This is a genomic window from Chthonomonas sp., from assembly GCF_035294505.1.
Taxonomy (GTDB): Bacteria; Armatimonadota; Chthonomonadetes; order Chthonomonadales; family Chthonomonadaceae; genus Chthonomonas.
On the sequence record NZ_DATGKU010000102.1, the window covers coordinates 1 to 13,757 of the forward strand.

The window sequence follows — 13,757 nt, forward strand, 5'->3', positions numbered from 1 at the left end:
TGGCCATCCTGGGTGTAGGCCTCATGGGCGCCTCGTTGGGAATGGCCCTGCGTCGGCGAGGGCTTGCCAAAACGGTGGTCGGCTACGATGTTCGGCCAAGCCATCTGCACATAGCCTCTCAGCAGGGCGCCCTAGATAGGGCTGCGGCAACACCGGTCGAGGCGATTTCAGAGGCCGATCTGGTAGTGTTCGCCGCTCCCCCTCAGGCCATTGTGGAGCAGCTTTCGCTTTTGGCACCGTATATTCCCTCTCACGCCCTCATCACCGACCTCGGCAGCGTAAAGGAAGCGATAGTGCAACACGGCGAGTCGCTCTTCGGCCCGAGGTTTGTAGGCGGGCATCCCATGGCAGGAGGGCCTCAATCGGGGCCGCAGGCCGCACAATCCGACCTGTTTCGCGGGGCCGCATGGGCGATCGTGCGCTCGGCGCCCTTCGTCTTAGAGGAAGACCTCTGGGCGCGTCCGCTGGCCACGCTTATCAAAGCGCTGGGCGCGCGCCCCTTGCCGATGGAGGCGACACAACATGACCGTCTGGCGGCCCTTGTTAGCCATCTCCCGCATCTCCTCTCCTTCGCTTTTATGAACATGGTCGAGGCCCACCCGAATCGGGAGCTGGCGAAGCAGTTGGCCGGCGGCAGCTTTCGTGACCTTACCCGCATCGCCGGTGCAGATAAAGAGCTTTGGAGGGAGATTTTCTTGCAGAATCGGGAGGAACTGCTGCAGGCACTCGCCGCCTTTGAAAGTCAGCTAACGCTTTTGCGCGAAGAGATCGAACGGGGCTAGAGAAATAGAAACCCTCGGCCGGTACAGGCTCACCCTCCATTTTTTGAGCGGAAACGCCGATTATAACTCCGTGCCAACTGAACTGTAAGGAGTTTCCGAAGAGGTGGCAGAGCCTGCCGTTCAAGAGATAAAGGAAGAGACTGAGGGGAAGGGCGTCGGCCTTGAGGGGGAGGGCGTCGGCCTTGAGGGGAAGGGCGCCCCGCCCCAGAAAATCTCGCGATTTTCTGGGGACCCCGATACAGGCCTTGACGAGACCGTTACTCTGCCCGACCCGCGCAAACGAGGTCGCAAACAGGTTTTTGCCGCTGCCTTTGTGGCGCTCGTCGCCTTCTGCTTTGCGTTTTTTGTGCCGCATCATCCTAAAGCCGCAGCAACGGGACTGACAGAGGCAAAGCTGCAGGGACGGTGGGTTTTGCAGAGCATCGGTAAAACGCCTACCGGCCCTCAAAGCGGTTGCCCTATTCTTGATCAGCAGGTAACCTTCGCCCATGGGGTGATCACCGGAACGACCCGGCTCTTGGCCGACACACCCGATGGCACCACCCAAATGCCCTTCCCCGATAAAAGCGTACAACAGGTAAGTTCCGACGATGATGGGCAGACTCTTCTCATTCGATGGCAGGGCACCTACGAGCTAAAGGGGCCTAACCGCCTATGGCTGAAGATAGGTAAGGCCAGCTACCCTATAGACGCCCAAATCGCCCCTAAAACGCACGCACTTATCTGCAGTCACGATCTTATTCTCACCTATCCTAACGCCACGTGTTATGTTCCCGCAAAGCCCTAGAGCCCCTTCTTAGGCTATTGCCAGAACTGGTAAGTCGGCAGGCCCCTTGCAATGCCGTAGATATTCCACAGGCTACCCACTACAAACTGCCCCAGCATCAGGCCGATGAAGAAGGGCAACGCTTTCTGAAAGGCGCCTCGGCCTCCATAGCGAAGGATAAGACCTTTGAATATCCATGCCAGGAACAGCGGCCCCCAAACCAGGTTGATCTCCCAAGAGGAGGTCACGGCGAAAGCCAGCGGATGAAAAGGCCACCAGGGGAACCGCACCCGCATCCACTGGAGAAAGAAGGCGATGCCACATCCCACAAAAATAGACATCAGCTCGCCGAACTTGCCGCGAGTGGGCGTGTTAAGCCATGAGGTTAGGTTGTTGTAGGGTTCCGGCCCAAAGGTCAGCACGCTTTTGGCTTCGGCGCCGTAGTGGTACATTAGTCCGAGCATGTTCCAAAACGCTACAAACACCCCAAAGATGCCGAGGAAAAGCATGGCGAAGTACCAGCTGCGATAGCGCGAGTGGGTCTGTTCGGCCAGTTTAAACCCTTCCAACTGGTGCGGCATGGGGTGGCTGCGGTAGGCGCGATTAAACCAGAAATAGAGGGAGAAAACGGTGAGTGTATTTGCAGAAAAGCTGTCGGTTCCGGCCACGCGCGTCATGATCATTTCAGGGCCGGTGAAGTGGAGATCATGAACGGGGGTGCCCAGTTCGGCCCTCATGCGCGTAATGGCGATGGCAAGCATGAAATACATGAAGAAAAAGAGAATGCCGATCCACCAGACCATCCCCAGCCAGGTGGAGAAGGCGACAAGCGAGCCTACCCCCACAATCACGCCCAAGACAGCCCATCGGTAACGGATAGGTTCGGTGCTGTCGTCGAGTTCGGAGGGCCGCCCTAAAGCGCAGCGAAGCACCTGCTTGATGTAATTACGGCTAAGCCAGGCAGCATAGAAGAAGAAGGAGAGATAGGCCCCAAACGACTGATTTTCGATGTAGGGGAAGCGCGGGTCACGGTCGTAGCCAAGCCACACGACGGCGACCCGCTCCAGCTTCCAAAACCAGTAAAAAAACCACATCGAGAACAGGAAGTCCAGCGGCATGAACATGCCTAAGCCGATCATAAAGGGGTAGAACGAGACGGGCGTCCAACCAAGGGCGTTCCACGGTTTGGATGTAAAGTACTGACCTATATCCAGGAAGCTTTGGCCGAACCCCGGCGTGAGAACCGTGGGGATATTAGGATAGTAGTAGTTAAGGCTATTGATCATATCAATGGAGCCGGCGATGGCGAAGCCAAGCCAGAAGAGCCGGTTTCGGAAAAGCCCATTCGGCGCAAAAGCCTGTTCTGAGGTGATCTGCAAAGGCAGTTGGATAATGGGGTAAGTGAGTCGTTCGTGCTCTGTCCACTGTTTACGCAATATTACATTAATGCAAAGCATAATAAAGAGCAGCATGGAAACGAAGGCCGTCCAGATGCAGACGACAGGCAGCCAGGCACGAATGTAGACCCAGCGAAAGATGGTGTCGTTGCCCACGTAGTAGCCCTTGTAGATTTTGGGGTCGCTGATGAAAAGCGCCGGCTTCAGGTGTGGGATGATGAGGTGTGCCCAGTTGTTGGAGGCATTGGCGTGCTTAAAGGGCCAGGTAAGCATGGGGACGAAAACCTCCAACATGTCGTGCCCACTGACGGCGGCGGCGATGCAGAGAACCGAGTAAGTGAGGAGGAGTTCACCGCGTTCCAGGGCCAGCCGCGGAGCGAAACGTTTCAGGCCCTGGTTGGCCACGGTAAGGCAGAGCAGAACGAACACGGTATCGAAGAACAGGGAGATGGTGGTGGGGTGGGCGGAATAGCGCACGACCTCCATTTCCACCTGCCAAAAGTCGGTAAGGGGAATAAGAATAAGGCAAAGGAGGACAACCCGCCAGGTAAGCGAGCGCCCGTAGGGCCGGCGTTGGCCTTCCGGTAGGGCTGCCGCCAGGTGAGGAAACGGCTCTTTTTGTAAGGGCATATCCGCCATCGTCAATTTCAACTCCTTTCAAGTGCAGAAAAAAATTCGCCATTCTGCCGCCGTTTCCTGCTAGAGCCGCATAGGTTGGCATCACCATCATCGTGTTCGTTTATCCCATCGTCGCTCGCATCGTCCTCCCTAAGAGAGTTGTTGCCGATAAATGTTCCATTCGAGATGGGGGCAGCGAGCCGCTCACACCGCTTACGTCGGAATAACCGGCCTAACAGAGCAGCTACCTGCTGTGGGTCGGAGCCTCTGTGGTGGAAGCTTCACCGAATCGGCCTCTATGTGACACTTTTTTGTTCTGAAGTATTGATTGTTGACAGATTCTGTGATACAATAGAAGTGTTACCGGATCCTCAAGGCCGACGCCCTTCCCCTTAAAGTTGGTGGGGATTGTAACTCAAGATTTCTCGCCTGCGGCTCGAAATGACAGTTGTTGATCTCGTCTGTGGCACGAAAGGACAGTCGCCGACTCTTCAAGCCCCCATCCTCCCGCTCCTCCCCCCATTGGGGAGAGGGGCACCTCGCGGTGGGCGTCCTCGCGGACGGCGCCTTTGCGGCCAGAAAGATTGCCTTACCCGCCTCTTTTTCTGGCCGCTGCGTCGCCGTGCGCTAGCACCTCCCTAATAGGGGGAAAGGCCGGGATAGGGGGCGAACAAGGCAGGCTTGTTTTGTAAACTACCTCTAGAACCGCGAGATTGGTAGTCGCTATACAGCCCCACCCCCACCTCTTAGAACCGGTGGGGATTGACACTCAAGATTTCTCGCCTTCGGCTCGAAATGACAGTTGTTCATCTCGTCTTTGGCTCGAAATGACAGTCGTCTATCCCGCCAGCTCCTCAAGGCCGATACAGGGGCCCTCAAAACATCGCAAGATTTTCTGGGGTAGGGCGTCCTTCCCCTTAAAGTTGGTGGGATGGCAACTTGAGACTCACTTTGGCGCGTCACTGCCCAGCTGCTCTCCGTGTATAATAAAACGAATGCGGCTACACCGGCTCTTTGAAAGCCGCTGACCACTGCATCTGAAGCCGATAAGAATAGCCAAAAACGGAGCGCAACGGAGAATGGAGACGGTAACTATCGTTGGGGGAGGATTCGCCGGAGTAGAGGCGGCCTGGGCGTGTGCACAGCGCGGAGCCAAAGTGCGCCTCTATGAAATGCGACCCAAACGCCAAACACCCGTCCATCGCACCGCCGACCTGGCCGAGTTGGTATGCTCTAACTCCTTTAAATCTACCCTGCTGACCAACGCCAGCGGCGTACTGAAAGAGGAGATGTGCCGGCTAGGCTCGCTCATTCTGCCCATCGCCCGACGCCACGCGCTGCCCGCCGGCGAAGCCTTGGCCGTAGACCGAGAACGCTTCGCCTGTGAAGTCACCTCCGTTATAGAAAGCCACCCCAATATCACCGTCATTCGGGAGGAGGTAACGCAACTGCCCGAATCGCGCCCGCTGATTCTCGCCACCGGCCCCCTCACCTCCGACGCGTTGGCGCAGGAGCTTAAACGCCTTACAGACAACTTCGCCCTCTCCTTCTACGACGCGGTTGCCCCCACCGTGCTCGGCGAAAGTCTGGACACCAGCCGCCTGTTTCGTGCCTCGCGACGAGGACGCGGCCCCTGGCAAGAAGAGGCCGGTGCTAATGGCGAAGAGGGGCCCACTGCATCGGCCTCAACGATAAGCGCCGACTATCTGAATTGCCCTCTGACTAAAGAAGAGTACATGGCCTTTTGGGAAGCGCTTTGTCATGCGGAATTGGCTCCCCTGCACGATTTTGAGCAGACCGAGCCGGTAGAGAAGATGGTGTTCTTCGAAATGTGCGTGCCCATCGAGGAACTGGCACGACGCGGCCCTCGAACCCTCCTCTACGGCCCCATGAAGCCGATAGGGTTAATCGATCCGCGCACAGGGAAGCGCCCCTACGCCGTGGTGCAGTTGCGTCAGGAGAATCGAGAGGGCACCCTGTGGGGACTGGTGGGGTTTCAAACGCGCTTGAAATGGAGCGAGCAAAAGCGCGTCTTCCGCATGATCCCCGCCCTTGAGAACGCCGAGTTTGTGCGCTACGGCGTTATGCACCGTAACACCTACGTTAATGCGCCGCTGGTGCTTACCGCCCACTGCGAACTGAAAAAACACCCAGGCATCTTCTTGGCCGGCCAGATCACCGGTGTGGAAGGCTACCTGGAGTCGGCCGCTATTGGGATGATTGCCGGCATCAATGCCCTGCGATGGCTGAAAGGTTTGCCGCCCGCAGTACCGCCTAGAGTGACCGTTTTGGGCGCCCTTTGCCACTATCTGGTAGAGGCCGATCCCAAACATTTCGCCCCTATGAACGCCAATTGGGGTCTTGTGCCCGAGTTGCAAGGCCTGACGATACGAGATAAACGTGAAAAAGCACGCCTCAAGGCGGAACGTGCCCTCGAAGCGATGTCTTTGTTTGTGCAACAGATCGAGGCCGAATTGGAGTAGCAGACCCTTTGCCCAGGCCATAGAAGAGGGAGACCGGCAAGTTAACTCTCGGTTTCTCGTGATAACCTTTCTTCCGGCAACTAACCACAACCGCCCCCTTTCCTCATTCACAACAAAGTAAGCCCCGCAGGGGCCTCTGGCACTCCCTTAACCCTCGATCTCTCAGGTAGTTGCATTGCTGTCCGCGAGGACAGATGGACGGGATAGGGGACGAGCAAGATTGGCTTGCTCTGTGAACTGCCTCTAGAGCTGTGAGATGGACCGCCTCCTAAAAATTCTAAAGCTCCCTCCTACTTTTACCGAAAATAGCTTCGCAATAGCGAAAAAGAGAAGGGGGTTAAGCGAACTTTGGCACCAACGATGGAGGGGAAGGGCGTCGGCCTTGAGGGGAAGGGCGTCGGCCTTGAATCGGTGGAGCGTGAGTTGCAACTCGTGGCCTTTCGCCTGGCCAAAGAGACCTACGGCATTGACATTGCCGCCATCAATGAGATCATTCGCCCGCAAGAGGTTACCCACGTTCCTCGATCTACCGAAGACCTAGAGGGGATCATCAATCTACGCGGCAAAATTGTGCCGATTGTGAACCTACGGCGTCGTTTAGGGCTTCCTGAAACTGAGGGGGAGGGTGTCGGCTCTGAAGAAGTCCAAAAACAGAGAAGCGCATTGGCTTCGAGCCGGCGGGTTATCGTTGTGAACTACGATGGCAGTCTCGTGGGGCTTGAGGTAGATAGCGTCGTGGGAGTTTTAAGGCTCTCGGAAACCCTCATCGAGAAGCCTGCCGAGATGGTCGAATCGGTGGATTCGGAGTTTGTTCTAGGCGTCGGCAAGCATCAGAACGAGCTGATCATTCTCCTCAACGTGGAGGCTGTGCTGAAACCTTCCGATGCCGCCGAACGGGCATGATGGTAGCCATCCTAAGGAAAGAAGCTTGGGCATGAACGAGGAAATGCGTCCGTTTCTTCAGGTGTTCCTGCAAGAGGCCCACGAGCAGATCGAGCTTTTAGAGCAGGACATCCTAAAACTCGAGCAGGAGCCTTCACCGGAGCTGCTGCAAGAGATATTTCGTGCCGCCCATACCCTAAAAGGCGCAGCACGTGCCATGGGCTATCAGGCCATGGGAGAGCTGACGCACGCCATGGAAGACCTCTTCGATCTGCTAAGAAACCGCCAGATCGAGGTCACACCCGAACTCGTTGACGCGCTCTTTCAAGGGCTGGACGCTCTCAAAGCGATGCTCGGTGACATCGCCGATTCGGGCACGACCCAACAAGACACATCGGCGCTCACCGCCCAACTGCGTGCCGTTGCCCGTTGCGAGGCCTCCACAACCGGTGCCGCCCAACATCAGACCGCCGAAGTGGAGGAACTTGCTCTTTCCGAAAGCACCATGGAGGCATGTCAACAGGCGCTTGCCACCGGCCACGCGTTGTATCGTATTGACGTTTTCCTCGCTCCCGACTCCATGTTAAAATCGGTTCGGGCATTGATGACACTGCAGGGGTTGGAAACGGTTGGTGCCGTGCTACATACCCAGCCGGATGAAGAAGCTTTAGAGAACGAACGCTTTGAGACAAGTTTCACCGCCTTGGTGGCCACCTCCCAAGCCGTGGAGAGGCTGCGTGCCGAAGTGGAGCGCATTAGCGAAGTAACCGAAGTGCGCATAGTGCCGTGGATGCCGCCCACCTCCGCAAATCCGCAAACCGCAGCAGAGCAAACGCCCTTTAATGAAGAAGTTCAAACGGCTTCTCGAGAAGAGCCGCCAAAAGAGAGCGGCCCACGGACGGCAGCATCTCCCCAACCGCAGACGGTTCGGGTAGACGTAAACCGCCTCGATAACCTGATGAACCTTATAGGCGAGCTTGTCATTGACCGCACGCGCATTGCCCAACTCTGCGCGCAAATAGGGCATCAGCTGGGGAACGATGTCACGGTGGAACACCTGCAGGAGGTCGCCGTGCATATCGCCCGCATCACCGACCAGCTTCAGGACGAGGTGATGAAAGCTCGTATGCTGCCTATTGAGAATGTGTTCAATCGCTTTCCACGCATGATGCGCGACCTTGCCAAGCGCCTCAACAAAGAGTTTCAGTTTGAGATCGAAGGGAAAGAGACCGAACTAGATCGATCCGTTATCGAAGCCATTGGAGACCCCCTCATTCATATGTTGCGCAACAGCGTGGACCACGGCATCGAGCCACCGGAGGAGCGAGAGCGTTTAGGGAAGCCCCGCTCCGGCACCGTTTGGTTGCGTGCGCGACATCAGGAGAACCACATTGTTATTGAGGTGGAAGACGATGGCCGCGGCATAGACCCCGCCAAGATGCGTGAGGCCGCCGTTAAAAAAGGCCTGATGTCTCGCGAGGCCGCCCATCGCCTCTCCGATCGCGAGGCCATTAACCTCATCTTTGCTTCCGGCTTTTCCACCGCACAGCAGGTATCGGATGTATCGGGGCGAGGGGTGGGTATGGACATCGTGCGCAGCAACCTGCAGCGCCTAGGGGCCACTATAGACATTGAAAGCTGGGTGGGCAAAGGCACGCGGTTTTGCATTCGCCTGCCGCTCACGTTGGCCATCATCCGAAGCCTATTGGTGCGCGTGGGAGAGGCCGTATACGCCATCCCGCTCAACTCTGTGGCTGAAACCTTAAGGGTCTCCCCCCAAAGCGTGCGCTCGGTGCGCCGCCAACCCACCATTCTGCTGCGTGGGGAGACGTTGTGTTTGGCCCATCTTCAAAGTCTTTTGCCCGTTCGTGCGACGCAATCGGCCAAAGCCTTGGCCGTTGTGCAGTCGGAGCCTATGCACCAGTTGCAGAGGAAGGAGGACGCCGTGCGCAGCACCGTCGGCCTTGAGGCGCTTAATGTGGTTGTTGTAGGCCTTGAACGTGAACGGATCGGTCTTATTGTGGATGGCTTTATAGGAGAACAAGAGATCGTTATAAAAACGCTTGGCAAGTTCATCGGAGATGTTCAAGGAGTGTCCGGCGCCACCATTTTGGGGGACGGACGTATGGCCCTTATTCTTGACGTTGAAGGCATACTGAACCTTGCCAACCACCAGAGAGGAGTGAAAGCGCATGCCGCCTGAAATCAAATCTGTACGCATTGATCGCAATGTATTTCAGCAGACATTGGAGAAGAAACTCTCCGATCTGCCGCCCCTGCCGGCCGTAGTGAGCAAGATTCTACAGACCGTCAACGACCCCAACTCATCGGCAGAAGAGCTGAACCGGCTTATCTCGATGGATCAGGGATTGGCCTCGAAGATTCTACGCATTGTTAACTCAGCTTATTACGGTTTTCCGAAACGGATCAGCACATTGACCCACGCGGTGGTTATCTTGGGCTACAACACCGTACGGAACCTGGTGTTAGGCGTTTCTGCTTTTGGGCAGCTCAATCAGAAATCTATGCCCTATGGCCTAAACCGCACGGCTTTTTGGGAGCATTCGGTCGCCACGGCGGTGGCCTCCTGTGTTGTAGCCCAACAGCGTCTGCCCCGCACCCGCAATGCCAAGGAAGAGAGCTTTATCGGCGGGTTGCTACACGACATCGGAGCGCTTTTTCTCGACAGCTACTTCCCCGTTCAGTACGCCGTCACCATGGCCTTTGCCGCCCGCGAGAAGAAGACCTCAGACGAGGCGGAGAGCATGGTTTTGGGCATAGACCATCTCACGGTTGGGCGCCGCATTGCCGAGCATTGGAACTTTCCTTCGCACCTTGTGGCCATGATCGGCGAGCACCACCGCCCCTCGTTAAGAAGCGAGAACTTCGACCTTGTGGCCGCAGTTCATGCCGGTGATATTCTGGCATGGGAGTGCGGCTATGTGGCTTCAGAACATACGCAGCCGCACGCCTTGCACCCCGATGTGCAGGAATGGCTCAACTGCACGCCCGATCAGTGGGAGCAGATGAAGGCCCAAACAAAGCAGCTTTTCGAGGCCAGCACAGCTCTCTTGCAGGTAATGAAGGAGCACCGCTAACAGGGCTATCGCTCTAAGACAAGCTTCCCAATTGAGGACGCAGGGGGATGGGTTGTGTTTTAGGCGGGCGTGTCTAGAGATAGTCTGCACAGCAGGCCTATGGAGCCTGCTCCTATCCATCTTAGCAGATGAGGGAAAAGGCACGGTACCGTTGGCCTTGAGGTGCGGGGGGAGTGGGGGCTTGAAGGGGGTGGGGCTGCAGAGACTGTCGTTCTTGCGGCTCTAGAGCTAGTCTGCAAAGCAAGTCTGTCTTGTTCGCCCCCTATCCCTTCCTTTCCCCCTATTAGGGAGAAAGGGGGCGGTTATGGTTAGTGTCCGAAGGGAAGATTATCATAGAAAACTGCCAATGAGCTTACTGGTCTCCCCTCTCCCCAATGGGGGGAGGGGCGGGGGGGGTGGGGGCTTGAAGAGCCGGCGATACACCTGTCATTTCGAGTCGATGCTGAGATAAACAACTGTCATTTCGAGCCGAAGGCGAGAAATCTTAAATTTCAATCCCCACCGGTTCTGAGGGGAAGGGGTGGGACTGGTGAGACTGCCGGCTTTACAGTTCTAGAGGCAGTTAACCAAGCAAGTCTGTCTTGTTCGCCCCCTATCCCTTCCTTTCCCCCGATTCGGGAGGTGCTAGCGCACGGCGATGCAGCGGCTAGAGAAAGAGACGATTACGGGAACGACACAGGCCGCAAAGGCGCCGTCCGCGAGGACGCCCACCGCGAGGTGCCCCTCTCCCCAATGGGGGGAGGGGCGGGGGGGTGGGGGCTTGAAGAGCCGGTGATACGGTTGTCATACCAAGTCGAAGACGAGATGAACAACTGTCATTTCGAGCCGGTGATACGACTGTCATTTCGAGCCGAAGGCGAGAAATCTTGAGTTACAATCCCTACAAGCTCTAAAGAGGCTACTTCAGGGTACTGTTGTCCAGAGAAATGACCTCGATGTGAAAACCGCCAGGCGCTTCAAGATAGAAACTTCGTGAACGATCTCGGTGCGTTTTGATGGTGGCACCGAACCGTTGTGCCAGTCGCTCCAACTCTTCATCCCCAACACGCCACGCAATATGCGAGGGATGTTGAGAGGGCAGAACAAAGGCGATCTTCACGCCGCCTACCTCAATAAAAGCCCATGTCTCATCCTGGTAGAGCACCCGCACGTCGGGCAGCGTATTTTTGTACCAATCTACCGCCTCTGCGATATGGGGTACCTCAAGGGCAATATGGTGAAATTGGAACTCACCCAAGGCCGCACCTCCTGCTTACTATTACGTCTTTATAAGGGCTGTGTTCGCGAAGGCGCTCTTGGTGAAAGTGGCCACCTCGCGGAAGGAGAAGCCTGCAAGGCTAGCAGGGTTTTACGGGTATAATGAGCTGTTGAGCGATATAACGGAGTTTGTTTCATGCCAACCCTGCAATCCGCAGCGCCTCTATCTATAGAGAGCATCGCCGAGAAGGTCTACGCCGGAGAGCGTCTCACGGCAGAGGAGGGCCTTTGGCTCTTTCACTACCCACACCTGCCCGAGCTGGCGCATCTGGCCAACGTGGTGCGTGAGCGTCTGCATCCTACCACTAACCATATCGTGACCTACGTGGTGGGGCGCAACATCAACTACACCAACATCTGTTGGGTTCGCTGCAAGTTCTGCGCCTTCTATCGGGTACCGGGGCATGAGGAAGGGTATGTGCTTACGAAGGAGCAGATTTTCGAGAAAATCCAGCAGATGGTGGATTTGGGAGGCATCGAAATCCTGATGCAGGGAGGTCTCAACCCAAAGCTGAAGTTGGAATGGTATGAAGACCTCTTGGCCAGTATTAAGGAGCGCTTCGGTGCCTATGGCATCATATTGCATGCCTTCTCTCCTGCCGAGCTTATCTATATCGCAAAAATCAGTAAAATCTCTCTGGCAGAGCTTTTTCGGCGCCTGAAAGCGGCAGGGCTGGATAGCGTGCCCGGAGGCGGAGCCGAGATTCTTACCGATCGCGTGCGCGAGATCATCGCGCCCTATAAGGACACGGCGGACGAGTGGATAAACTGTATGCGTGAAGCCCATAGAGCCGGCCTGCGCACCACCGCCACCATGATGTACGGCTCGGTGGAGACGTATGAAGACCGTGTCGAGCACCTGCTGCGTATACGCCAGTTGCAGGATGAAACAGGCGGCTTTACGGCCTTCATCCCGTGGTCGTTCCAACCGGAGGGCACGGAGCTGCCGATGGAGCGCGCTTCGGCCTTCGACTATCTACGCACGGTGGCCGTCTCTCGGCTCATGCTCGATAACGTGCCCCATATGCAGGCTTCCTGGGTTACGCAGGGGCCGAAGATCGCCCAGATCGCGCTGCGCTATGGTCTCAACGATTTCGGCAGCACCATGATGGAAGAGAATGTAGTCTCGGCTGCCGGATGCGCGTTTACTATGCCGATTGAGGAGATCGAGCGCTTGATTCGGGCGGCAGGTTACCAACCGATGCGTCGCACCACACAATATCAGCTTCTGCCGCTGGGTGTGCCGGAGGGGTCTCCTCTGCTTGCGAACCGTACCCGGTGAGCAGCGTCCCCTCGCTCGGCCTTGAGCGAGAAGCCTAAAGGAGGGCTTCTATGCCCGAACGCATTCTTATTAAGGTGGGCATGACCGTTCAACTAAGAAAACAACATCCCTGCGGGGGCGACCTGTGGACGGTAACGCGCGTAGGGGCCGACATTGCCGCCGTGTGCCTGCGCTGTAAGCGACGAGTGATGCTGCCCCGCGAGGAGTTCGAACGGCGTGTTCGTAAGGTGCTTAACCCCGAAGAGGATGCGTCGCTGAAAAGGATGGAACGATGAACGGTAACTTTTTCCTCCTCCCAAAAACTAAACGATGGCTCTATACCCTGGTTAGCGCCTCGCTGGCAGGAGGGATGGTGGCCGCGCTGTTGGGCACCCAACCTCAAACAACCGCCCAAACGCCCGATTTTGTCATCCCCAGCAACGTGCAGATTGACGTAGACCCCACGCACCGGTTAGCGCCAGACCCCGATCTCCTCCAGATCATCAAGACGAGCCTCGAACAGGTTCCAAATGCGTTTCGTAACCGTCAAATGTGGTGGGAATGGGGGCGATTGAACGGTACCCCGGTGGCCATTCGTATCCACTCCGATTCGGCGGCGCCAGGCCTCAAGGCCGATATAGGGGTCCCCAGAAAATCGCAAGATTTTCTGGGGCAGGGCGCCCTTCCCCTCAAGGCCGACGCCCTCCCCCTCATGGCCTATGCCGCCGTCACCTCGGAAGGGCTGGGCGTCTTGGTTCAAAACACCTCTACGCAGCCGATAAACCTCCAGCTGAGCGCCGCTCTGTCGGGAGGCATCTATCGCATCGAAAGGCTCTCTACCGTCATCCCACCGCAGGTAGCCCTTCGCACCATTGCCGAGCAAAGCCCGCCGGGGCTTGATCTGCATTGGCTTCAGGGGGTGATTTTAAAGCGAGCCGGCATCGTGGATAAACGCGATCGGCTTGCCCCGGGTGAGCTTGCTATCTACCGCTTTACAGACGAACGGAGCGCCCTACAGCAAGCGCTTTCCGATGCGCTTGAGGGGCTACACCAGTTCGCAAAACAGAGGCGCAGCGCCGCCAATCGCCTGCGTCACATCCTCTATGAAGGCTCTGCGGACTATCATCGCCTTTTGAATGCCTCCGATTCGGAGGAGTGCATTCAAAGCCTTAGGGCTGCTTCTCTCATTGTCGGACAGGCACAAAGCTTGTGC

11 protein-coding genes are annotated in these 13,757 nt (G+C 56.8%); 9 read left to right on the plus strand and 2 right to left on the minus strand.

Annotation, left to right across the window (positions count from 1 at the left end):
- Positions 1–782 (plus strand): prephenate dehydrogenase (locus tag VKV18_RS06030; protein WP_324203319.1); only part of this gene is annotated, 782 nt, incomplete at its 5' end.
- A gap of 103 nt (positions 783–885) precedes the next feature.
- Complete coding sequence (locus tag VKV18_RS06035) at positions 886–1,569, plus strand: hypothetical protein (RefSeq protein ID WP_324203320.1); 684 nt, start codon at positions 886–888, stop codon at positions 1,567–1,569.
- A 14-nt stretch (positions 1,570–1,583) separates the two neighbouring features.
- Here VKV18_RS06035 and VKV18_RS06040 read toward each other — a convergent pair whose 3' ends face one another.
- Positions 1,584–3,584: a DUF6785 family protein gene (locus tag VKV18_RS06040; protein ID WP_324203321.1), complete on the minus strand. Its 2,001-nt coding sequence runs from the start codon at positions 3,582–3,584 to the stop codon at positions 1,584–1,586.
- 1,058 nt (positions 3,585–4,642) lie between these two features.
- On the opposite strand from VKV18_RS06040, the gene trmFO reads away from it, so the two are divergent.
- The 4 genes from trmFO to VKV18_RS06060 all read left to right on the plus strand — a co-directional run bounded on the left by trmFO (position 4,643) and on the right by VKV18_RS06060 (position 10,026).
- A complete protein-coding gene (gene trmFO, locus VKV18_RS06045; RefSeq protein ID WP_324203322.1) occupies positions 4,643–6,046 on the plus strand; it encodes a methylenetetrahydrofolate--tRNA-(uracil(54)-C(5))-methyltransferase (FADH(2)-oxidizing) TrmFO in 1,404 nt (467 codons plus the stop codon).
- Between the two features lie 348 nt (positions 6,047–6,394).
- Positions 6,395–6,949: a chemotaxis protein CheW gene (locus tag VKV18_RS06050; protein WP_324203323.1), complete on the plus strand. Its 555-nt coding sequence runs from the start codon at positions 6,395–6,397 to the stop codon at positions 6,947–6,949.
- Positions 6,950–6,980: 31 nt separating this feature from the next.
- Positions 6,981–9,131, plus strand: a complete 2,151-nt coding sequence (locus VKV18_RS06055) for a chemotaxis protein CheA (protein WP_324203324.1) — start codon at positions 6,981–6,983, stop codon at positions 9,129–9,131.
- Positions 9,121–10,026 (plus strand): HDOD domain-containing protein, encoded by a 906-nt coding sequence (locus VKV18_RS06060; protein ID WP_324203325.1) that lies wholly within the window; start codon positions 9,121–9,123, stop codon positions 10,024–10,026. Before VKV18_RS06055 ends, VKV18_RS06060 begins: the two co-directional genes overlap by 11 nt.
- Positions 10,027–10,924: 898 nt before the next feature.
- On the opposite strand, the gene VKV18_RS06065 is transcribed toward VKV18_RS06060, so the two are convergent.
- Positions 10,925–11,263, minus strand: a complete 339-nt coding sequence (locus VKV18_RS06065; RefSeq protein WP_324203326.1) for a VOC family protein — start codon at positions 11,261–11,263, stop codon at positions 10,925–10,927.
- Positions 11,264–11,419: 156 nt separating this feature from the next.
- On the opposite strand from VKV18_RS06065, the gene mqnC reads away from it, so the two are divergent.
- The 3 genes from mqnC to VKV18_RS06080 all read left to right on the plus strand — a co-directional run.
- Positions 11,420–12,565 (plus strand): cyclic dehypoxanthinyl futalosine synthase, encoded by a 1,146-nt coding sequence (gene mqnC / locus VKV18_RS06070; protein ID WP_324203327.1) that lies wholly within the window; start codon positions 11,420–11,422, stop codon positions 12,563–12,565.
- Positions 12,566–12,615: 50 nt separating this feature from the next.
- Positions 12,616–12,840 (plus strand): DUF951 domain-containing protein, encoded by a 225-nt coding sequence (locus VKV18_RS06075; RefSeq protein ID WP_324203328.1) that lies wholly within the window; start codon positions 12,616–12,618, stop codon positions 12,838–12,840.
- Positions 12,837–13,757, plus strand: a 921-nt coding sequence (locus tag VKV18_RS06080) for a hypothetical protein (protein ID WP_324203329.1), incomplete at its 3' end; no start/stop codon positions are given. The genes VKV18_RS06075 and VKV18_RS06080, both read left to right, overlap by 4 nt.